This window comes from Bailinhaonella thermotolerans (assembly GCF_003594875.1).
Lineage (GTDB): Bacteria > Actinomycetota > Actinomycetes > Streptosporangiales > Streptosporangiaceae > Bailinhaonella > Bailinhaonella thermotolerans.
In genome coordinates, this window is record NZ_QZEY01000014.1 from 1 (window position 1) to 20,734 (window position 20,734).

Consider the following 20,734-nt stretch of genomic DNA (forward strand, 5'->3'; position numbering starts at 1 on the left):
GGGTCACCCCGCACGAACAGCAGCCAAGGCCCCCGCCACCGGAACCACCCGGCAGCGGGGGCCTTCGCCTGCGCATACCCCGGCACCGACCGCCCCCGGCCGTACACCGGCGCTGGGGGTCGTTCTACAGGCTCAGGGGGGTCGCGGTCAGGCGGCGGATGGCCTCCTCGTCGCCCTTCAGGTCGACGCGGGCGTGGTCCTTGCGGCCGAAGGCGTACAGCAGGAGCTCCTGGGGCTCGCCCTCGATGACGACGTGGGGCTCGGCCTTCTTGACGCCGGCCGCGACCCCGTCGGGGCGGCGGAGGACGGCTCCGGCGGGGACGCGGCGCAGGAGGGCGCGGCCGCCCAGGCGCAGGCGGTTCCAGAGGAGGTCGCTCAGGCCGGGGTCGAGCACGCGGGGCTGCCAGTCCGGGCGCGCGCGGCGGACGTCCTCGTGGTGGACGAAGAACTCCATCGTGTTCACCGCGGCGTCCAGCCCCGGCACCAGCCGGTACGGCGAGAGCCGCGGCGGGCCCTGGCGCACCTGGTCGACCAGCTCGGCGTAGGAGAAACGCGTGCGCAGGCCGCGCTGGACGGAGGCGGTGTAGCCGGCGAGGGGCTTGACGGCGATGCCGGGGGCGGCGTCGAGCCGGCCCTCGCGGAGGACGAGGTGGGCGGCCAGATCGTAGGTGGTCCAGCCCTCGCACAGCGTGGGAGCGTCGGGCCCGACCTCCTCGAACAGGTCGCAGAGTGCGGCGCGTTCGGCGCGTGCGTGGTTCACGCTCATGATCCTACCCACCGGGTGACTGGGTGATCACGGGAATAAGACGGGGCCGTTCTGATGATAAGACCCTATGGGCGGCCTTTCCGGAAACCGGGGTCGCCGCCGCAGCGCCCCCGACGAAAGGACATCCCCCGCGTGTCGACCAAGGTGACCACCGCCGTCATGCGTCAGGGGATGCGGGTCCTCGGCGTCGCCATCCGCGGCGAGCCGCTCGTCTTCACCGGCGCGGTCCTGGCCAGCGCGCTCTACGGCGTGATGACCGTGGGCTCGGCCCGGGCCCTCGGCTGGGCGACCGAGAACGTCGTGCTCCCCGCCTTCGCCCAGGGCCGGACCACCGCCGGCCTGCTCACCGCGGGCGTCGTGCTGATCGTGGGCACGGCCCTCCTGCGCGCCCTCGGCGTGGTGGGCCGCCGCATCCTGGCCGGCGAGATGCAGTACCGGATGCAGGCCAGGTCCCGCCGCGGCGTGACCCGCCAGTACCTCCGGCTGCCGCTGGCCTGGCACCACCGCCACCCGACCGGGCAGCTCCTGTCCAACGCGAGCTCGGACGCCGAGGCGGCCTGGGCGCCGCTCGCGCCGCTGCCGATGGCCGTCGGCGTCATCGTCATGCTGGTCACGGCCGCCGTGGCGATGCTGCTCACGGACCCGGTGCTGGCGCTGGTCGGGTTCTGCGTGTTCCCGCTGATCGCGCTGCTCAACTTCGCCTACCAGCGCCGCCTGTCGCCGCTGGTCACCCGAGCCCAGCAGCTCCGCGCCGAGGTGAGCGAGACGGCGCACGAGAGCTTCGACGGCGCCCTCGTCGTCAAGACGCTCGGCCGCGAGGAGGCCGAGACCGCGCGCTTCCGCGAGCGCGCCCACAACCTGCGCGACGCCAACATCCGCGTCGGCCGCGTCCGGGGCATGTTCGACCCGGTCCTGGAGGCGCTGCCCACGCTCGGCGTGCTCGCCGTGCTGCTGGTCGGCTCGATCCGGCTGGAGAACGGCTCCATCACCGCCGGCGCGCTGATCGAGGTGGCCTACCTGTTCACGCTGCTGGCGTTCCCGATCCGCGCCCTGGGCTGGGTGCTGGCGGAACTGCCCCGCAGCGTCGTCGGCTGGAGCCGCGTGCGCGACGTGCTCGACGCGACCGGCTCCCAGGAGTACGGCGACCGCGAGCTGGCCGCCGAAGGCCCCGCGCGGCTGGACGTGCGCGGCCTGACCTTCGGGTACGACAAGGACAACCCGGTCGTGCGGGACGTCTCCTTCGATGTGGCCCCGGGCCGCACGGTGGCCCTCGTGGGGCCGACGGGCTCCGGCAAGTCCACGATCACCCAGCTCCTGGTGCGGCTCATCGACCCGGACGCCGGCTCGGTCGCCCTCGACGGTGTGGACCTGCGCGAGATCGCCCGCACCGGGGTGAGCCGGGCGGCGGCGCTGGTGCCGCAGCAGACGTTCCTGTTCGACGACACCGTGCGCGGCAACATCGCCCTCGGGCTCGACGCGGACGACGACACCGTGTGGGAGGCGCTGCGGCTGGCCCAGGCCGAGCGGTTCGTGAAGGCGCTGCCCGACGGCCTCGACACCCGGGTGGGGGAGCGCGGCGCGACCCTGTCCGGCGGGCAGCGGCAGCGGCTGGCGCTGGCCCGCGCGCTGGTGCGCAAGCCCCGGCTGCTGATCATGGACGACTCCACGTCCAGCGTGGACCCGCAGGTCGAGGCGCGGATGCTCGCCGGGCTGACCGAGTCCCCGGCCACGATCGTCGTCGTCGCCTACCGCAAGGCGACGATCGCGCTGGCCGACGAGGTCGTGTACGTCGAGCAGGGCCGGGTGGTGGACCGGGGGACGCACGCCGAGCTGCTCGGGCGCTGCCCCGGTTACCGCGACCTGGTGACGGCGTACGAACGCGAGGAGTCCGAGCGCGACGCCGTCGCCGAGGAGTCCCCGCTGACCGGCCTCGGCGAGGAGGTGGTCGCGTGAGCGGCCCTCTCACCGAGGTAGCGGGCGTGGCAACCGTACAGACGGCACAGGAGGACATGGCGTGACCGTGCTCAACGACGCGGGGGTCGCCGAGCGCTCCGCCGTGGGGACCCTGCGGCGCGGCCTGGCGCTGTCGCCGGAGTTCCGCGCCGGGATCGCCGGCACGCTCGCGCTCGCCGTGGTCGCCACGGTGGGCAAGGTGATCGTGCCCATCGCGGTGCAGCAGGTCATCGACCGCGGCCTCAAGGACGGCACGCCGGACATCCCGTTCATCCGCACGGCCGTGCTGCTGTGCGCGGCCGGGGTGGTGCTGACCGCGATCGCCGGCTACCTGATGAACGTCCGGTTGTACCGCTCCACCGAGTCGGGGCTGGCCACGCTGCGGGTCAAGGGCTTCCGCCACGTGCACGACCTGTCCGTCCTCACCCAGAACTCCGAACGGCGCGGCGCCCTCGTCTCCCGGGTCACCGGCGACGTGGACCAGATCAGCACGTTCATGCAGTGGGGCGGGCTGATGATCATCGTCTCGCTGGGCCAGCTCCTGGTCGCCAGCGCGCTGATGGCGGTCTACTCCTGGCAGCTCGCGCTGGTCGTCTGGGGCTGCTTCGTGCCGCTGGCGTTCGCGCTGCCCCGCTGGCAGCGCTGGCTCTCCTCGGCCTACACCGGCGTCCGCGAGCGCGCCGGCGACATGCTCGCCGCGATCAGCGAGTCCGTGGTCGGCACCGCCGTCATCCGGGCGTACGGCTCGGAGGAGCGCACGGCGGCCCGCATCGAGGCCACCGTGGACGCGCACAAGAAGGCGCAGTCCCGCGCCCAGCGCATCGTGGCGGTCACGTTCTCCATCTCCGAGATCGTCGCCGCCGTCGCGATCGCGGGCGTCGTGCTGCTGGGCGTGTGGCTGGGCATCGGCGGCGAGATCAGCGCCGGGCGGCTGGTCGCGTTCCTGTTCCTGATCACGCTGTTCGTCGGCCCGCTCCAGATGGCCACCGAGGTCCTCAACGAGGCCCAGAACGCCATCGCCGGCTGGCGGCGCGTGCTCGGCGTCCTCGACACCCCGCCCGACGTCGCCGACCCGGGCGAGGACGGCGTGACGCTGCCGCGCGGTCCGATCGAGGTGCGCTTCGACCGCGTGGGCTTCGCCTACCCCGGCGGCGTGCCCGTCCTGCACGACGTGTCCGTGGACATCGCCCCGCGCACCCGCGTGGCCGTCGTCGGCGAGACCGGCTCGGGCAAGACCACCTTCGCCAAGCTGCTCACCCGTCTCATGGACCCCGTCTCGGGCGCGGTCCTCGTGGACGGCGTGGACCTGCGGAAGGTCTCGTTCGCCTCGCTGCGCGAGCGCATCGTGATGGTGCCGCAGGACGGCTTCCTGTTCGACGACACCCTGGCCGAGAACATCCGGTACGGCAGGCCGTCGGCCACCGACGAGGACATCACGCTCGCGCTGACCGAGCTGGGCCTGCTCGACTGGCTGGAGGGCCTGCCGCAGGGCCTGGCCACCCCGGTCGGGCAGCGCGGGGAGTCCCTGTCGGCGGGGGAGCGGCAGCTCGTCGCGCTGGCCCGCGCCTACCTGGCCGACCCCGACCTGCTGCTGCTCGACGAGGCCACCTCCGCCGTGGACCCCGCCACGGAGGTACGGCTCGCGCGGGCGCTGGACGGCGTGACGCGCGGCCGTACGGCGATCTCGATCGCGCACCGGCTGTCCACCGCCGAGAACGCCGACGAGGTGCTGGTCTTCGACCAGGGGCGGATCGTGCAGCGCGGCCCGCACGCCGAGCTGGCGGCCCGCCCGGGCGTCTACGCCGACCTGTACGCCTCGTGGACCCGCTCCCAGCACGGCTGACCGACCCCACCCGCTGGGAGAATCGACCCATGAACCTCGACCCGAAGATCGCCGGGCGGCTGAAGCGCAACCCGGAGGGACTGGTGCCCGCGGTGGTGCAGCAGCACGACACCGGCGAGGTGCTCATGCTCGCGTGGATGGACGACGAGGCGCTGCACCGCACCCTGACCACCGGCCGCGCGACCTACTGGTCGCGCTCCCGGGGGGAGTACTGGGTCAAGGGCGACACCTCCGGGCACGTCCAGCACGTCAGGCACGTGGCCCTGGACTGCGACGGCGACACGATCCTGCTCAAGGTGGACCAGGTGGGGGCGGCCTGCCACACCGGCGACCGCACCTGCTTCGACGCCGACGTGCTGGAGATCGCGCACCCATGAGCGGCGCACCCACCGGCGGAGCGTCTCCCGGCGGCGCGCCCGAGAGCGGCGCGCCCGAGAGCGGCGCGCCCGAGAGCGGCGCGTCCACGAACGGCGCGTCCACGAACGGCGCGTCCACGAACGGCGCGTCCACGAACGGGACGGCCACAAGCGGGACGGCCACGAACGGCGAGTCCCCGAGTGGCGCGCCCGCCGCGGCGGGGCGGCGGTCGATGTGGACCGGGCTGGTCCTGATCGCGGCCGGGGCCGGGGCGCTGTTCGGCGCGTCCGGCCAGGTCTGGAGCGAGGTGCGGCTGTCGGCGGCCGTCCCCGGGGCGGCTCGCGCGCTCACCGGCGACGACCTGGCCGGCCTGGTCACCCCCGCCGCCGTGGTCGCGCTCGCCGGCCTGGTCGCCCTGCTCGCGACCCGGGGCGTCGCGCGGCGCGGCGTCGGCGCGCTGATCGCGCTGGCGGGGGTGGGCGCGGCGGTCTCCACGTTCCGGGGCATGTCCGAGGACGCCGCCGAGCGGGTCGTGCGCGACGGCAGCCCGCTGGCGCGCCTGGCCCAGGTCGAGGCCGTCAGCCACACCGCCTGGCCGTACCTCTCCCTCGCGGGGGCGGCGCTGCTGCTGGCGGGAGGGTTGTTCGCGATCGTCAGGGCCGGTTCCTGGCCCGGCATGTCGGCTCGGTACGATCGCCCGGGATCCGGTGGGGGCGAACGCTCACGCCGTACCGCGGAGGGCTCCCTGTGGGACGCCATCGACCGCGGCGCCGACCCGACGGCGGATCCCGCGGACGCGCCCGGGGAGCCGGGCGGACCGAGCAAACCCTCGACCGAACAGGGAAAGTGAATGGCTGGCAATGACAACCACGGCGGCACCCCCGCCGCCTGGACCCTCGTCGCCCTCGTGCTCATCGGCGCCGCCGTCAGCGGCGTCGGCGTGGCCATGGGCAGCTACGCGTGGATCGGAGCCGGCGCGGCCGTGATCGTCCTCGGCCTCGTCGTGGGCAAGGTCATGCAGGTCACAGCCCGGGGCAAGCAGAGCGCCTGACAATCCCGGGCGCCGGTCCCGGGATTGTCCCGATCCGATCACTAACGGCCGTCGCCTCCCGCTCCCGGCCCTGGTCTGCCACTAGAGTGCTCCCCGCGAGTGGCACCGACAGTGCTGACAAGTGCTGACAGGAGTGGGCGATGAGTAATGACTACCAGTCCGGCGGCCATGGGGACCAGGGCGGGTACGGCGCTCCGCCGCCACCGCCTCCGCCGGGCGGTGGCGGCTACGGCGGCGGTTATGGCGGCGGCTACGACCAGGGTGGCTACGGGACGCCGCCTCCGGGTTACGGCGGCGGCTACGGCTCCGCGCCGAACAACTACCTGGCCGTCTCGATCGTGGCGCTGGTCATCTCGATCCTGTGCTGCGGCTGGCTCGCCATCATCCCGGGCATCGTGGCGGTGGTCTTCGCCAGCCAGGTGAACGGCAAGTGGCAGTCCGGCGACGCCGCGGGCGCCCAGGACGCCTCGGCCAAGGCCAAGCTGTGGATGATCATCACTTGGGCCGTCATCGCGGTGTCCCTCGTGCTCGGCATCATCCTCTACGCGACCGGCATCGTGGCCGGCCTCCCGACCACGTAGCCGGAATACACTGAGGCCGTGATCACACGAGCTCCCGGGCGGCGCGGCGGACTCCGGCTCCGGGCCGGGCTGCCGCCCCTCGGGGCGCTCGCCGCGGCCGTCGCGGGCGTGGTCTACGTCGGGCGGGTGGACCCGGGCGTCCCCGGGCACTACCCGATCTGCCCCTTCCTGGCCCTCACCGGGCTCTACTGCCCCGGCTGCGGCGGCCTGCGCATGACCCACGCGCTGGCCAATGGCGATGTCGCGGCCGCCGCGGGCTTCAACGTCTTCCTCCTCCTGCTGGGCCCGTTCGTGGCCTACGCCTGGATCCGCTGGACCGTCGCGTCCCTGCGCGGCACCCGCTGGCGGCCCGCCATCGCGCGCCCGCCGGTGCTGTTCACCTTCATCGCGCTCATGATCGTCTTCTGGGTCGTGCGCAACCTCCCGTTCGGCGCGTTCCTGGCCCCCTGACGCCGCCGCGCCCCGCCGCGCCGTACGGCCTGAGCCCCGCGCGGACCGGCCCTCGCGTCGCGGGCCCGGCCCCTCCGGTGTACGGCCCGGCCCCTCCGGCGTACGGCGTGGCCCGGCGCGCGGCTGGGGGGCGGGGGCGCGCGTGGGGGAAGCGCGTCTCCGGAACGCCGGATCGGCCCCGGAGCACGGGCTCAGCCCCCGTGGCGTACTGCCTCGCGGGGGGCCGATACCATCGGGAGGCACACGAGACGGCGAGGAGGACGCGCGTGACCGAGGGCATCGAGCGGGGGGACATGCAGGAGGGCAGCGTGCTCGACCAGATCCTTGAGGGCGTGCGGGAGGACCTCGCCGAGAGGCAGGCCCGGATCCCGCTGGAGCAGCTCAAGGAGCGGGCCGCCGCGGCCGAGGCGCCCCGCGACGTGATGGCCGCCCTCGGCGGGGGCAACGTCTCCGTGATCGCCGAGGTGAAACGGTCCAGCCCGTCCAAGGGCGCGCTGGCGGCGATCGCCGACCCGGCCGCGCTGGCGAGCGACTACGAGGCCGGCGGCGCCCACGTGATCAGCGTGCTCACCGAGCGGCGCCGGTTCGGCGGCAGCCTGGAGGACCTGGCCCAGGTGCGCGCGGCCGTGGACATCCCGGTCCTGCGCAAGGACTTCATCGTCTCCTCCTACCAGCTCTGGGAGGCCCGGGCCCACGGCGCCGACCTGGCGCTGCTCATCGTGGCCGCCCTCGACCAGAACGCGCTCGTCTCCCTCATCGAGCGGGCGCAGACGATCGGCCTGGTGCCGCTGGTCGAGGTGCACACCGAGGAGGAGCTCGACCGCGCCCTCGACGCCGGCGCGACCGTGATCGGCGTCAACGCGCGCGACCTCAGGACGCTCAAGGTGGACCGCGAGACCTTCGGGCGGCTCGCGCCCAAGATCCCCGAAGGCGTCATCAAGATCGCCGAGTCGGGCGTGCGCGGCCCCCACGACCTGCTGGCCTACGCCCGCGCGGGCGCCGACGCCGTGCTCGTCGGCGAGAGCCTGGTGACCGGCAAGGACCCGAGGTCGGCCGTCGTCGACCTGGTTACGGCGGGCGCCCACCCGGCGTCCCGGAACGACTGACACGCCGCGACGAGAAGAACTGAGGACCCGGTGACCATTCAATCGGAGAACCCCGCCGAGGCCGGCCGGTTCGGCCGGTTCGGCGGGCGGTACGTCCCCGAGGCGCTGATCCCGGCGCTCGACGAGATCGCCGCGCTCTACGCCGAGATCAAGGACGACCCCGAGTTCCAGGGCGAGTTCCAGCACCTGCTGCACTCGTACGCCGGGCGCCCGACCCCGATCACCGAGGTGCGACGGTTCGCCGAGCACGCGGGCGGCGCGCGGATCCTGCTCAAGCGCGAGGACCTCACCCACACCGGGGCCCACAAGGTCAACAACGTGCTCGGCCAGGCGCTGCTCACCAAGCGCATGGGCAAGACCCGGGTCATCGCCGAGACCGGCGCCGGCCAGCACGGGGTGGCCACCGCCACCGCCTGCGCCCTGCTCGGGCTCGACTGCGTCATCTACATGGGCGAGGTGGACACCGAGCGGCAGGCCCTCAACGTGGCCCGCATGAAGCTGCTCGGCGCGACGGTGATCCCGGTCAAGACCGGCAGCCGCACCCTGAAGGACGCCATCAACGAGGCGTTCCGCGACTGGGTCGCCAACGTGGACCACACCCACTACCTGTTCGGCACCGTCGCCGGGCCGCACCCCTTCCCCGACATCGTGCGCGACTTCGCCCGGATCATCGGCGTCGAGGCGCGGCAGCAGGTCCTCGACCTCACCGGCCGGCTGCCGGACGCCGTCGCGGCCTGCGTGGGCGGCGGGTCCAACGCGATCGGGATCTTCTCCGCCTTCATCCCCGACACCGGGGTCGCGCTGCACGGCTACGAGGCGGCCGGGCGGGGCGTGGAGACCGGCGAGCACGCCGCCACCCTCACCGAGGGCTCGGTCGGCGTCCTGCACGGGGCCCGCACCTACCTCCTCCAGGACGAGGAGGGGCAGACGCTGGAGTCGCACTCCATCTCCGCCGGCCTCGACTACCCCGGCGTGGGCCCCGAGCACGCCTGGCTCAAGGACTCCGGCCGCGCGTCCTATCACGCGGTGACCGACGAGGCCGCGATGAACGCGTTCGCGCTGCTGGCCCGCACCGAGGGCATCATCCCGGCCATCGAGTCCTCCCACGCCCTGGCGGGCGTGCTGGAGCTCGGCCGCGAGCTGGGCCCCGACGCGACCATCCTGGTCAACCTGTCCGGCCGCGGTGACAAGGACATGGGCACCGCGATGACCTACTTCAACCTGTAGACGGGCCCGCCGATGACTTCCCTGAGCACCGTATTCGAGAAGACGCGCGCCGAGGGACGGGCCGCGCTGGTCGGCTACCTCCCGGCCGGGTTCCCCTCGGCCGAGGGCTGCGTCGCCGCCGCGACCGCCATGGTCGAGGCGGGCTGCGACGTCATCGAGGTCGGCCTGCCGTACTCCGACCCGCTGATGGACGGCCCGACCATCCAGGACGCCGTGCACCGGGCCATGGTGAACGGCACCCGCATCGCCGACGTGTTCCGCGCGGTCGAGGGCATCGCCGCCACCGGCGCCGCCACGCTCGTCATGACGTACTGGAACCCCGTCTACCGCTACGGCGCCGAGAGGTTCGCCTCCTCGCTCGCCTCGGCGGGCGGCGTCGGCGTCATCACCCCCGACCTCACGCCCGAGGTCGCCGGGCCGTGGCGCGAGGCCGCGGCGGGCGCCGGGCTGGACACCGTCTTCCTGGTCGCCCCCAGCTCCACCGAGGAGCGCATCGCGGCCGTCACCGAGTGCTGCTCGGGCTTCGTCTACGCCGCCTCGCTCATGGGCGTGACCGGCGCGCGCGCCTCGGTCGGCGCCGCGGCCGAGGGCCTGGTCGCCCGGACCCGGGCGCACACGGACCTGCCGGTCTGCGTCGGCCTCGGCGTCGGGACCGGGGCCCAGGCCGCCGAGGTCGCCGCGTACGCCGACGGCGTGATCGTGGGGTCGGCCTTCATCCGCAGGCTCCTGGACGCCCCCGACGAGGCCACCGGGCTCAAGGGCGTGACCGCGCTCGCGGAGGAGCTCGCCGCCGGGGTCCGCTCCCGCGCCTGACGTCCCCGGCCCCCGCCGTCCTCCCGTGATCGGGATGCTCGCGGCGGGGGTCCGCGTTGTTCCGGTACGGACTTCGTCCGGGTACGTCCGGCCGCATCGGCTGGTCACGGGCTGAGCGGGCGCGTAAAGGTCGCCGAGCTTACGCCCCGCTTAGCCTGAGTGTGCTGAACTGGGCTGCGGCCCCGTGCCGCGCCGTCCAGGCGCGGCCCTAGCTAGGAGACGAGATTCAGGTGAGTTCCTCGACGCGCGCGTTGCCGTTGCCGAACGCGCACGGAGTTGTACCGTGGGTGACGACCGCCGCCCGGCTCGGCCTCGCCGCCGTGCTCCTCATCGCGGGCTGGGACAAGATCGGTGCCCCGGCGAGATCGGTCATGGCGGTCGAGGCCTACCAGCTCCTGCCCAAGGGAGCGGCGGAGATCGTCGGGTACGGCCTGCCGATTTTCGAGATCGTCATCGGGGTGCTGCTGATCGTCGGACTGCTCACACGCCTCGCCGGCATCGTGACCGGCCTGCTGATGGTGGCGTTCATCATCGGCGTGGCCTCGGCCTGGGCCCGGGGCCTGTCGATCGACTGCGGCTGCTTCGGCGGCGGCGGCCAGATCGACCCCAGCCAGACCCAGTACCCCCAGACCATCCTGCGCGACGTCGCCTTCCTGGCCATGGCCGCGTGGGTGGCCGTCAAGCCGCCGGGGAAGCTGGCGCTGGACACCGTGCTCGGCCTGGGCGGGCGGAGCGACGACGACCGGGATGACACGTCCGACGACGACCACGCCGCACCGGACGCCGATCCGAAGGAGTAATCGACCCATGAGCAAGACCGCGCGCACGTCCGCACGGGAGAAGGTCCGCGCCGAACGCGAACGCGAGCAGAGGCGGGCGAAGCGCCAGCGGCAGATCGTCGTCCCGCTCGTCGTCCTCGTCGTCGTGGCCGCCGTCGTCGGCATCGGCTTCTACATGGCCCGCAAGGGCAACGAGACCGGCACCTACGCGGGCGGGCTCGCCCCCGTGACCGTCCAGCCCGACGGCTCGGTCGTCATGGCCAAGCCGGGCGTGGAGAAGCCCGTCGTGGAGATCTACGAGGACTTCCAGTGTCCCGGCTGCAAGGAGCTGGAGCGCGTCAACGGCGCCACCTTCAAGCAGCTCGCCGCCGAGGGCAAGGCCAAGGTCGTCTACCGCCCGCTGACCATCTTCGACCCCTCGCAGAAGCCCATCTACGAGGTGTCGGTGCGCGGCGCCGCCGCGGCGCGGTGCGTGCCCGGCGACAAGTGGGTGCAGTACCACGACAAGCTCTACGAGAACCAGCCCGTCGAGGGCAAGCAGGGCTTCACGCCCGACGAGCTCATCGAGTACGGCAAGCAGGTGGGCGTGACCGGCGCGGAGTTCGAGGGCTGCGTGCGCAACCAGACCCACGCGCAGGCGCACATCAAGGCCAGTGACGAGCTCAAGAAGTCCGGCGGGCTCCAGGGCACCCCGACCGTGAAGATCAACGGTCAGGACGTCGGCAACCAGGCGTTCACCGCCGACGGCCTGAAGAAGGCCGTCGCCGATGCCACGAAGTAGCCCCGCAGCCGGTAACGTTCGCTGACATGCCCCTCGCCACGATTCCGAGCCCGTCCCAGGGGGTCTGGCACCTCTTCGGTGTGATCCCCATCCGGGCCTACGCGCTGTGCATCGTCCTCGGCGTCATCGTCGCCGTCTGGCTCGGGGAGCGCCGCTGGCGCGCCCGCGGCGGCCAGCCGGGCACGATCACCGACCTGGCCGTCTGGGCCGTGCCGTTCGGCCTGGTCGGCGGCCGGCTGTACCACGTCATCAGCGACTGGCAGCTCTACTTCGGCGCCGACGCCGTGCACCGGCCGATCGAGGCGCTGTACATCTGGCAGGGCGGACTCGGCATCTGGGGGGCCATCGCGCTCGGCGGCGTCGGCGTCTGGATCGGCTGCCGCCGCCGGGGCATCTCGCTCTCGGCGGTCGCCGACACGGTCGCGCCCGGCATCGCGCTCGGGCAGGCCATCGGCCGCTGGGGCAACTGGTTCAACCAGGAGCTCTTCGGCGGGCCGCTGAACACCTGGTGGGCGCTGCGCATCGACCCGGGCAGGCCCGGCACGGTCCCCGGGCAGGAGACCTACCACCCGACGTTCCTGTACGAGTCGATCTGGAACGTCGGGGTGGCCCTGCTGGTGATCTGGGCGGGCAAGCGGTTCCACCTGCGCCACGGCCGGGCGTTCGCGCTCTACGTCGCCGCCTACACCCTGGGCCGCGCCTGGATCGAGGCGCTGCGGGTGGACCCGGCCAACGAGATCCTGGGCCTGCGCCTGAACGTGTGGACCGCGCTCCTGGTCTTCATCGGCGCGATCATCTACTTCATCGTCGCCGCCGGCCGCACCACGCCCGAGTCGCTGGGCGCGGACGCCGGGGGCGGCGCGGGGGACGACCCCGAGGCGCCCCGCGACACGCCGCCCGGCGACGAGACGACGGACACCGCCGAGACGGACACCGCCGAGACGGACGCCGCCAAGCCCGGCGCCGGCGAGGCGGACACCGCCGGGACCGGCGCTCCGGGCACGGAGCGGGCCCCGGCCGGCGAGGCGGGCGAGGACGCCGGGAAGCCCGGCGAGGGGCAGGCCGGCGAGGAGACCGGGGCCGGGGACGGTGGCGGGGGCGCGGCGCGAGCCGTACCGGCGCCGGACAAGTAGGCGGGCCCGCGGGCGGGGCGGCGGGGCCGGGACCGGGCGAGGGCCCGGCCGAAGGCGGCCCGCGCGGCGAGCGTGACGCGCGCGGGTCCGGGCGGCGGGTAGGTATGCCGTCTACCGGACGTGTGCGGAGGGAGCGCGAGCATGGGCGAGGGCTCTGAGCGGGCCGAGATCCACCATCAGCACCAGGACGTCACCGGGGGCTGGCTGCGGCCGGCCGTGTTCGGGGTGATGGACGGGCTGGTGTCGAACTTCGCGCTGATCGCGGGCATGGCCGGCGGCACCTCCCACGGCAGGCTGATCGTGCTGGCGGGTGTGGCCGGGCTCGCGGCCGGGGCGTTCTCGATGGCGGGCGGCGAGTACGTCTCCGTGGCCTCCCAGCGGGAGCTGGCGCAGGCCGAGATCGAGGTGGAGCGGCTGGAGCTGCGGCGGCACCCGAGGGCCGAGCAGGCCGAGCTGGCGCGGCTGTACGAGTCGCGCGGGGTGGATCCGGCGCTGGCCGCCGAGGTGGCCAGGCAGATCGGCCAGAACGAGGAGAAGGCGCTGGAGGTGCACGCCCGGGAGGAACTCGGCATGTCGCCGAAGGACCTGCCGTCGCCGCTGCTGGCCGCGGGGTCGTCGTTCCTGTCGTTCGCGGTGGGGGCGTTCCTGCCGCTGCTGCCGTACCTGCTGGGCGCGTCGAGCCTGTGGCCGGCGGCGGTCGTGGCCTGCCTGGGGCTGTTCGGGGCGGGCGCGCTGGTGTCGCGGGTGACGGCCCGGAGCTGGTGGTTCAGCGGGCTCCGGCAGCTCGCGGTGGGCGCGGGCGCGGCCGTCCTGACGTACGGATTGGGCAATCTCATCGGGAACGGCCTGTGAAACTGGACAGGTCATGAGAAATACCGACAGAACGCGGAGTCGCGGACGGAGCAGGCGCGCGGGGTCCTCCCCGGAGTCGCCGGCGGCGGCCGTGCCGCGCAAGGTGCCCAGGCGGGACCGGGCGCGGGACCGCACGTGGAGCTTCAACATCTTCCTGGCGTTCGTGGGCGCGTTCGGCGTGCTGCTGGTCGCGCTGGCGCTGACCGCGATCACCGAGGTCTTCCTCAAGTCGAGCCCGGTGGACGAGGCGATGGCGCCGGGCCAGGGCGGGCCGAAGGTCTACCGGGCGTGGCCGCAGCCGAGCGTGTTCGGCCCGATCGCGGACCGGGCCAAGGACTCGCGGCCGCTCACGGCCGAGGAGGTCTTCGGCAAGAAGACGCTCAGTCACCCGCGCGTGGCCGCCAAGGAGGGGGAGAAGGCCGAGCCGCTCACCCTCCGGCTGGAGGACCGGCGCGTGGACGCCGACTGCCGGGCCGCGGCGCGGGGCGAGGCGATGGCCGAGACGCTGGCCGAGGCCGACTGCTCCCAGGTGGCCCGGGCCCGGTACGTCTCCGAGGACGGGGTCTACGTCGCCCAGTACAGCCTGTTCAACCTCAGGGACGCCGCCTCGGCCGAGCGGCTGGTGACCACGCTCAAGACGCGGTACGTCTCGGCCTGGGTCGCGCCGCTGGAGTCCACGTTCGCCTCCGGCGGGTACAGCGAGGGCGACGGGCACGTGATGGGGCACTACGCCGGGCTGGTGTGGATCGGCCGCGCGGACGGGGCCAAGCCGGGCCGGGGCGACGACCTGACGGCGCTGTCGCTGGCGGTGCGAGGCGCGGAGAAGGCGGTGTTCGCCCGGATCGTGGCGGCGTCCTCCTGAGAGCCGTGGGACGCCCGAGACTTCGGTGTTATCCCCTCTCGGTAGGCTTCGGCGGCGTGAGCGTGCCCCCGAACCCCGGTCAGCAGCCGTACGGCCCTGGCCCCTACCGCGACGCGCCGGTCCAGGGCCCCGGGTACGGCCCCCTGCCCGGGTACCCTCCCGCGTACCCGCCGGGCCCGCCCGCCCACCCCGGACCGCCCGGCCCGCCCGCGCATCCCGGCCCGCCCGCGCATCCCGGCCCGACCGCGCACCCCGGCCCGACCGGGCCCATGGGACCGTCCGGGCCCGCGGGGCCGTACGGCCCGCCGGGCCCGCCCGGGGGGTATCCGCCCCCGCCACCGCCGCGCAACTCCGGCAGCGGGCTGTGGGTCGGCCTGGGCATCGGCGCGTTCGTGCTGGTGATCGTGGGCGCCGTGCTCGCCTTCTTCGTCTTCGGCCGCGACGGCGGGGGAGGGGTGGCGCAGGGCTCCCCGTCGCCCTCGGCCTCCCAGGCGCTCCCGCCGCAGTCGCCCGGCCCGCAGCAGGAGGAGCGCCGGCCGGTCGCCAGCGACTACCTGGGCTCGTCCTCGGACTACTTCTCCCGCCTGGAGGACCGCTCGGCCGACCCCGAGCCGCTCACCGAGGACGAGGTCTTCGACGACGAGGCGCGCAAGCCGTCCTTCCAGAACTTCCACCTGGAGCTCAAGGGGACCCGGAACGAGACCGACTGCGGCAAGGCGGTCTGGGGCGACGCGCTGCGCGAGCTCCTGGCCGACGGGGGCTGCAGCCAGGTGCTGAACGGCTACTACGTGGACCGCTCGGGCGGGTACGTCGCGCAGGTCTGGCTGTTCAACATGAAGGACAAGACCTGGGGCGACAGGCTCGTCGCGGGCATGGACCCCGACCCCGGCCCCACCGCCAAGGCCCCCGGCAAGCTCGGCTTCGTGATCCCGATGCGCGGTCCCGCTCCCTACGACCGGATGCTGGAGGGCGAGACCTGGGCCCACGCGGAGGCGTTCTCGCACTACGTCCTGCTGTCCTGGGTCGGCCGCGCCGACAACAACAACATCCACTCCAGCGAGGACATGATCGCCCTGTCCACCACCGCCGAGCGCTGCCGCGGCTTCATCTTCTCCCGCAACAACCGCTGATTCCCCCGCACGACCGCTGACCCCCACCTCGCGCCGGCCACCCGGCCGGCGCGAGGTCCCCCGGGCGGAGAAGATCAGGCGGAGAAGGTCAGGCGGGGAAGGCGTAGGTCGTCGTGGAGGTGAACTCCTCGCCCGGGCGCAGGACCGTGGAGGGGAACTCCGGCCGGTTCGGGGAGTCCGGGTAGTGCTGGGTCTCCAGGCAGAACCCGGCGTACGGGCCGTACGGCGTGGCCTCGGGGTCGAGCATCGCGCCCGTGTAGAGCTGGACGCCCGGCTCGGTGGTGGTGACCTCCATGACGCGGCCGCTCTCCGGTTCGGCCACCCGGATGGGGCCCTCGCCGTCGAGGACGTAGCAGTGGTCGTAGGCGCCGCCGCGGCGGGCGCCGATGACCTCGGGCCCCGTGAAGTCGAAGTCCGTGCCGGCCACGGGGGCGAGCTCGCCGGTGGGGATCAGGTCCGCGTCCACGGGGAGATAGCGGTGCGCGGGCATCGTCAGCACATGGCCGAGGACGTCCCCCTTGCCGGCGAGGTTGAAGTAGGAGTGGTTGGTGAGGTTGACGACCGTGGGGGCGTCGGTCACCGCGTGGTAGTCGACGCGCAGGGCGTCCCCGGCGAGGGTGTAGGTGACGGCGGCGGTGAGCGTGCCGGGGTACCCCTGGTCGCCGTCGGGGCTGACCAGGCGCAGCGTGATCGAGGCGGGGGACAGGTCGGCGACCTCCCAGACGCGCCGGTCGAAGCCGTCGGTCCCGCCGTGGAGGCTGTTGGGGCCGTTGTTGAGCGGGAGCGTGTGCTCGCGCCCGTCGAGCGTGAACCGCCCGCCGGCCACGCGGTTGCCGTACCGGCCGACGACGGCGCCGAAGTAGCGGCTGCGGGTCTCGTAGTCGGCCAGCGTCTCGCAGCCGAGCACGACGTTCGTGCCGTCCACCTCCAGCGACTGGACGATCGCGCCGTAGGTGAGGACGGCCGCCGACAGCCGGCCGGCGGACAGGACGTGGCGCTCGGCGCGCTCGCCGCGCCGGGTGACACCGAAGATCAAGTACGTGCCCTTCCCGTGGACTCTCGCACCACCAGGCTTGTCTCCAAGGTGGTGACCGTTGCCGCCGCGACGTCGTCGACGGCCTGGAGCAGCATGTCCACGGCCACCCGGCCGGCCGCGGCGGCCGGCATCGAGACCGTGGTGAGCTTGGGCCGGTTGAGACGCCCGGCGACGATGTCGTCCACGCCTATCACACTGACGTCCTCGGGGACGCGCACCCCCCGCTCGGACAGTCCCTCGATCAGGCCGATGGCGACCAGGTCGTTGTAGGCGAGCACGCCGGTGACCCGCGAGGCGATGACGTCGGCGGCGGCGGTGATCCCGCCCTGCTCGGTGGGGGCGTTGGGGCCGAGGAACACGGCGTCGGCCCCGGCGGTGGCGACCGCCTCGTGCATGGCCTTGCTCGTCCACGACCCGGCGGGCCCGGAGACGAGGGCGATCCTGCGGTGCCCCAGCTCGGTGAGGTGCCGTACGGCCAGGCTCGCGCCCTGGCCGACGTCCATGAGCACGGTGGGCATCCCGCGGATGCGCCGGTTGACGACCACGAACGGCACCTCCTCGCGCAGCCGTTCTATGGCCTTGTTGGTCAGCCGGGGGCTGCACAGCAGCACGCCGTCCACCTGCTTGCTCAGGGTCTGGATCACCTCCTCCTCGACCTGCGGGTCCTCGTCGGTGTCGGCGACGAAGACGTTGTAGTCGCGGGAGCGGGCGTGCGCCTGCGCCGCCTTGATCAGCGGCGGGAAGAAGGGGTTGGCGATGTCGGCGACTATGATGCCGAAGTTGTGGGTGCGGCCCGTCGTGAGGGCGCGCGCCGCCCGGTTGGGCCGGTAGCCCAGGCCCTCGGCGACGGCGAGCACGCGGCTGCGCGTGTCGGGATTGACCAGGTGGGGCGCCGAGAACGCCCGCGAGACCGTGGAGACGTGCACTCCAGAGGCCCGGGCCACATCCCGGATCGTCACCGGCACTGTGGGCATCCTCCGACCATGCGCTCACTCTAGTGCAATCGGTTGTATCGATGTCAATCGACTCACCACCCCTACGAGCGTTTGCCGTGAACCCCGTCGCCGCCTGAAGCGATGGCGCAGATCAGGGCCGCGATGGGGAGATCCTCTCTTGACGTTCCTCCCGGTGTACTCCAATACTTCCTGCAACCGGTTGCCGTGAGGAGGGCGGGAGTGGTGGACGACCGATGATGAGGATCCTGGTGACCGGGAGCGCCGGCCGCCTCGGCCGGAGCGTCACCGCGGCCCTGGCTCAGTCGGGCCACGAGGTGATCGGCGTGGACGTCGCGCCGGGGGACGGGGGCGAGGAGGCCGTACGGCTGCCCGCCGACCTGACCGACCTGGGCGAGGCGTACGGGGTGATGAACCGCTTCCGGCCCGAGGCCGTGGTCCACCTGGCGGCCATCGCCACGCCGTTCAGCCGCACCGACGCCCTGACCTACCGGACGAACACCTCCCTGGCGTACAACGTCTGCGAGGCCGCCACCGCCTGCGGGGCCGAGCGCGTGGTCGTGGCCAGCAGCCCGACGGTCATCGGGTACGGCGCGCCGCGCGGCTGGACGCCGAGCTACCTGCCCATCGACGAGGACCACCCGGTCGCGCCCTGGAACGCCTACAGCGCCTCCAAGCTCGCGGCCGAGCACGTGATGGACGTCTTCGCGCGCTCCACCGGCGCGCGCTTCGCGGCGGTGCGGCCCTGCTTCGTGGTGGCGCCCGAGGAGTGGCACGGCGCGCCCACCCAGTCGGGCCACACGATCGCCGAGCGGCTCGACCGGCCCGAGATCGCCGGGGCGTCCCTGTTCAACTACATCGACGCGCGCGACGCCGGCGAGATGGTCCGCGCGCTCGTCGAGAAGCTGCCCGAACTGCCGGGGACCGAGGTGTTCTTCGCCGGCGCGGCCGACGCGCTGGCCCGTGAGCCCCTCGCGGACCTGCTGCCCCGGGTCAACCCCGCGACCGCGGGCCTGGCCGCCGGCCTGGCCGGCACCGTCCCCGCGTTCTCCACCGCCAAGGCCGAGCGCCTGCTCGGCTGGACGGCCAAGCGTAGCTGGCGCACCGAACTGGAGACCCGATGAACCTGGATGGAGTGCTCTTCTTCCCCGTGACCCCCTTCGCCCCGGACGGCTCGCTCGCCGGGGACGTGCTCGCCGAGCACGTCGCGCGCGGCATGGAGCACGGCCCCGGGGGCGTCTTCGCCGCGTGCGGCACGGGGGAGTTCCCGGCGCTGTCGGAGGCCGAGCACGCCGCCGCCGTGCGGGTGACGGTCAAGGCCGTCGCCGGGCGCGCCCCGGTGTTCGCCGGGGCGGGCGGCCCGCTCGGCGCGGCGCTCAACCAGGCGCGGGCGGCCCGGGACGCCGGGGCGGACGGCCTCCTGCTCCTGCCGCCGTACCTGGCCATGGGCCCGTGGCGGGGATTCGCCGCCTACGTCCGAGCCGTCGCCGAGGTGCTCCCGGTGATCGTCTACGCGCGCGGCCCGGTCGTGCCCACGCCCGAGCAGGCCGTGGAGCTGGCCGCGACATCCGGCGTCATCGGGCTCAAGGACGGGGTCGGAGACATCGACCTGATCCGGCGCACCGTGCTCGCCGTGCGCCGCGCGGCGGGCCCCGGCTTCACGTTCTTCAACGGGCTGCCCACCGCCGAGCTGACCATGGCGGCCTACCGGGGGGCGGGCGTCGGGCTGTACTCCTCGGCGGTCTTCGCGTTCGCGCCCGAGATCGCCACCGCGTTCCTGCGCGGCGAGAACGCCCAGGAGCTGCTGACCGAGTTCTACGAGCCGTTCTCGCGGCTGCGCGCCACGGTCCCCGGTTACGCGGTCTCCCTGGTCAAGGCCGGGGTACGGCTCCGCGGCCTGGACGCCGGGCCGGTGCGCCCGCCGCTGGTGGACGCGGCCCCCGAGCATGTGGCCGAGCTGTCCGCGCTGATCGAGCGGGGGCTCGCCCTGGTGGCCGGATGAGGATCGCCGGCCTGCGGGCGACGCTCCGCACCGCCCCGCTGCCCCGCCCCTGGGGTCCGGACGTGCCCGCCAACCACGTGATCGTCTGCGAGGTCGCGCTCGACGACGGGCGCACGGGCACCGGGTTCTCCTGGACGCCCGGGATCGGCGCCCGCGCGGTGCTGGCCCTGCTGGAGCACGACGTCCGCGAGGCGCTGATCGGCCTCGAACCGCACCCGGAGGTGGTCTGGGACCGCCTCTGGGAGCACCTGCACGAGGCCGGCGGCGGCGGGATCACCGCGATGGCGCTGGCCGGGGTGGACCTGGCCCTGTGGGACCTGCGCTGCGGCGACCGCCCGCTGCCCGACGTCCTCGGGCGGCGGCGCGACAGCGCGCCGGTGTACGGCAGCGGCGTGAACCTCCACTACTCCCTGGAGGAGCTGGTCGCCCAGGCCGGGCGGTGGAAGGCCGCCGGGTACGCCGGGGTCAAGATCAAGGTCGGCCGGCCCGCCGTGGCCGAGGACGCCGAGCGGGTCGCCGCCGTGCGTGAGGTGATCGGTCCGGACACCCTGCTCATGGTGGACGCCAACCAGCGCTGGGACCTGCACCGGGCGCGCCGCGCGATCGAGGCGCTGGCGCCGTACGGTCTGCACTGGGTCGAGGAGCCGCTGCGCGCCGACGACCTGGCCGGCCTCGCGGACCTGCGGCGGAGCGTCGGCGTCCCCATCGCCGCCGGTGAGAACGTCCGCACGGTGTACGGCTTCCGCGACCTGCTCACCGCGGGCGCGTGCGACGTGGTGCAGCCCAACGTGGTGCGGGTCGGCGGGATCACCCCGTTCCTGCGCGTCGCCGAGCTGGCCCGGGTGTTCGGCGTTCCCGTCCACCCGCACCTGCTGCCCGACGTGTCCGGGCGGCTCGCGCTGGCCCTGCCCCTGCCCTGCCTGGTGGAGGACGTCGAGGACGCCTCGCTCGCCGCGCTCGGCCTGCTGGCGGAGCCGTACCCCGTCGAGATCCGCGACGCCCGCCTGTACGACGGCGGGGGCGCGGGCCTCGGCCTGACCTGGACCTGACGGGCGGAGG

Annotated in this window: 22 protein-coding genes; 19 read left to right on the plus strand and 3 right to left on the minus strand. The window is 73.8% G+C overall.

The window, feature by feature from the left end; all coding sequences use genetic code 11:
* Window positions 1-124: 124 nt before the first annotated feature.
* Window positions 125-760: a TIGR03085 family metal-binding protein gene (locus D5H75_RS28195; protein WP_202638582.1), complete on the minus strand. Its 636-nt coding sequence runs from the start codon at window positions 758-760 to the stop codon at window positions 125-127.
* A 165-nt stretch (window positions 761-925) separates the two neighbouring features.
* Here D5H75_RS28195 and D5H75_RS28200 point away from each other — a divergent pair, with 165 nt between their 5' ends.
* The 16 genes from D5H75_RS28200 (at window position 926) to D5H75_RS28280 (ending at window position 15,684) form a co-directional block, all read left to right on the plus strand.
* The gene (locus tag D5H75_RS28200; protein ID WP_242454584.1) at window positions 926-2,719 is read left to right on the plus strand and encodes an ABC transporter ATP-binding protein; all 1,794 of its coding nucleotides are present in this window, start codon (window positions 926-928) and stop codon (window positions 2,717-2,719) included.
* Between the two features lie 61 nt (window positions 2,720-2,780).
* A complete protein-coding gene (locus D5H75_RS28205) occupies window positions 2,781-4,562 on the plus strand; it encodes an ABC transporter ATP-binding protein (RefSeq protein ID WP_119929601.1) in 1,782 nt (593 codons plus the stop codon).
* A gap of 29 nt (window positions 4,563-4,591) precedes the next feature.
* Window positions 4,592-4,939, plus strand: coding sequence for a phosphoribosyl-AMP cyclohydrolase (hisI, locus tag D5H75_RS28210; RefSeq protein WP_119929602.1), 348 nt, complete (start codon window positions 4,592-4,594; stop codon window positions 4,937-4,939).
* Window positions 4,936-5,769, plus strand: a complete 834-nt coding sequence (locus tag D5H75_RS28215) for a TIGR02234 family membrane protein (RefSeq protein ID WP_119929603.1) — start codon at window positions 4,936-4,938, stop codon at window positions 5,767-5,769. The genes hisI and D5H75_RS28215 overlap by 4 nt, the downstream gene beginning before the upstream one ends.
* Window positions 5,770-5,970: an HGxxPAAW family protein gene (locus D5H75_RS28220; protein ID WP_119929604.1), complete on the plus strand. Its 201-nt coding sequence runs from the start codon at window positions 5,770-5,772 to the stop codon at window positions 5,968-5,970. It begins immediately after the preceding gene.
* A 140-nt stretch (window positions 5,971-6,110) separates the two neighbouring features.
* Window positions 6,111-6,551 carry a CD225/dispanin family protein gene (locus D5H75_RS28225; protein WP_119929605.1) on the plus strand — a complete coding sequence of 147 codons (441 nt, stop codon included), beginning with the start codon at window positions 6,111-6,113 and terminating at the stop codon, window positions 6,549-6,551.
* A gap of 18 nt (window positions 6,552-6,569) precedes the next feature.
* On the plus strand, window positions 6,570-7,001 hold the full coding sequence (locus D5H75_RS28230) for a DUF2752 domain-containing protein (protein WP_242454572.1): 432 nt from the start codon (window positions 6,570-6,572) through the stop codon (window positions 6,999-7,001).
* A gap of 293 nt (window positions 7,002-7,294) precedes the next feature.
* Complete coding sequence (trpC, locus tag D5H75_RS28235) at window positions 7,295-8,107, plus strand: indole-3-glycerol phosphate synthase TrpC (RefSeq protein ID WP_119929763.1); 813 nt, start codon at window positions 7,295-7,297, stop codon at window positions 8,105-8,107.
* A gap of 30 nt (window positions 8,108-8,137) precedes the next feature.
* Complete coding sequence (gene trpB, locus D5H75_RS28240) at window positions 8,138-9,334, plus strand: tryptophan synthase subunit beta (protein ID WP_119929606.1); 1,197 nt, start codon at window positions 8,138-8,140, stop codon at window positions 9,332-9,334.
* A 12-nt stretch (window positions 9,335-9,346) separates the two neighbouring features.
* Window positions 9,347-10,147, plus strand: a complete 801-nt coding sequence (trpA, locus tag D5H75_RS28245) for a tryptophan synthase subunit alpha (RefSeq protein WP_119929607.1) — start codon at window positions 9,347-9,349, stop codon at window positions 10,145-10,147.
* Between the two features lie 287 nt (window positions 10,148-10,434).
* Complete coding sequence (locus D5H75_RS28250) at window positions 10,435-10,947, plus strand: DoxX family protein (RefSeq protein WP_119929608.1); 513 nt, start codon at window positions 10,435-10,437, stop codon at window positions 10,945-10,947.
* A gap of 7 nt (window positions 10,948-10,954) precedes the next feature.
* Complete coding sequence (locus tag D5H75_RS28255; RefSeq protein ID WP_119929609.1) at window positions 10,955-11,707, plus strand: DsbA family protein; 753 nt, start codon at window positions 10,955-10,957, stop codon at window positions 11,705-11,707.
* Window positions 11,708-11,733: 26 nt separating this feature from the next.
* Window positions 11,734-12,840: a prolipoprotein diacylglyceryl transferase gene (lgt, locus tag D5H75_RS28260; RefSeq protein ID WP_119929610.1), complete on the plus strand. Its 1,107-nt coding sequence runs from the start codon at window positions 11,734-11,736 to the stop codon at window positions 12,838-12,840.
* A gap of 141 nt (window positions 12,841-12,981) precedes the next feature.
* Window positions 12,982-13,692, plus strand: coding sequence for a VIT1/CCC1 transporter family protein (locus D5H75_RS28265; protein WP_119929611.1), 711 nt, complete (start codon window positions 12,982-12,984; stop codon window positions 13,690-13,692).
* Window positions 13,693-13,783: 91 nt separating this feature from the next.
* Window positions 13,784-14,554, plus strand: coding sequence for a hypothetical protein (locus D5H75_RS28270; protein ID WP_119929612.1), 771 nt, complete (start codon window positions 13,784-13,786; stop codon window positions 14,552-14,554).
* A gap of 56 nt (window positions 14,555-14,610) precedes the next feature.
* Window positions 14,611-15,684 carry a hypothetical protein gene (locus tag D5H75_RS28280; protein ID WP_202638583.1) on the plus strand — a complete coding sequence of 358 codons (1,074 nt, stop codon included), beginning with the start codon at window positions 14,611-14,613 and terminating at the stop codon, window positions 15,682-15,684.
* Between the two features lie 88 nt (window positions 15,685-15,772).
* On the opposite strand, the gene D5H75_RS28285 is transcribed toward D5H75_RS28280, so the two are convergent.
* Window positions 15,773-16,720 (minus strand): aldose epimerase family protein, encoded by a 948-nt coding sequence (locus tag D5H75_RS28285; RefSeq protein ID WP_119929614.1) that lies wholly within the window; start codon window positions 16,718-16,720, stop codon window positions 15,773-15,775.
* Window positions 16,717-17,685 carry a LacI family DNA-binding transcriptional regulator gene (locus tag D5H75_RS28290; protein WP_119929615.1) on the minus strand — a complete coding sequence of 323 codons (969 nt, stop codon included), beginning with the start codon at window positions 17,683-17,685 and terminating at the stop codon, window positions 16,717-16,719. Before D5H75_RS28290 ends, D5H75_RS28285 begins: the two co-directional genes overlap by 4 nt.
* Window positions 17,686-17,909: 224 nt before the next feature.
* Here D5H75_RS28290 and D5H75_RS28295 point away from each other — a divergent pair, with 224 nt between their 5' ends.
* Genes D5H75_RS28295 through D5H75_RS28305 form a run of 3 tightly spaced genes read left to right on the plus strand, consistent with a single transcriptional unit; the run spans window position 17,910 to window position 20,724 of the window.
* Window positions 17,910-18,797, plus strand: a complete 888-nt coding sequence (locus tag D5H75_RS28295; protein ID WP_119929616.1) for an NAD-dependent epimerase/dehydratase family protein — start codon at window positions 17,910-17,912, stop codon at window positions 18,795-18,797.
* Window positions 18,794-19,675 (plus strand): 5-dehydro-4-deoxyglucarate dehydratase, encoded by an 882-nt coding sequence (locus tag D5H75_RS28300; RefSeq protein ID WP_119929617.1) that lies wholly within the window; start codon window positions 18,794-18,796, stop codon window positions 19,673-19,675. The genes D5H75_RS28295 and D5H75_RS28300 overlap by 4 nt, the downstream gene beginning before the upstream one ends.
* On the plus strand, window positions 19,672-20,724 hold the full coding sequence (locus D5H75_RS28305) for a mandelate racemase/muconate lactonizing enzyme family protein (RefSeq protein WP_119929618.1): 1,053 nt from the start codon (window positions 19,672-19,674) through the stop codon (window positions 20,722-20,724). Before D5H75_RS28300 ends, D5H75_RS28305 begins: the two co-directional genes overlap by 4 nt.
* Window positions 20,725-20,734 lie beyond the last annotated feature (10 nt).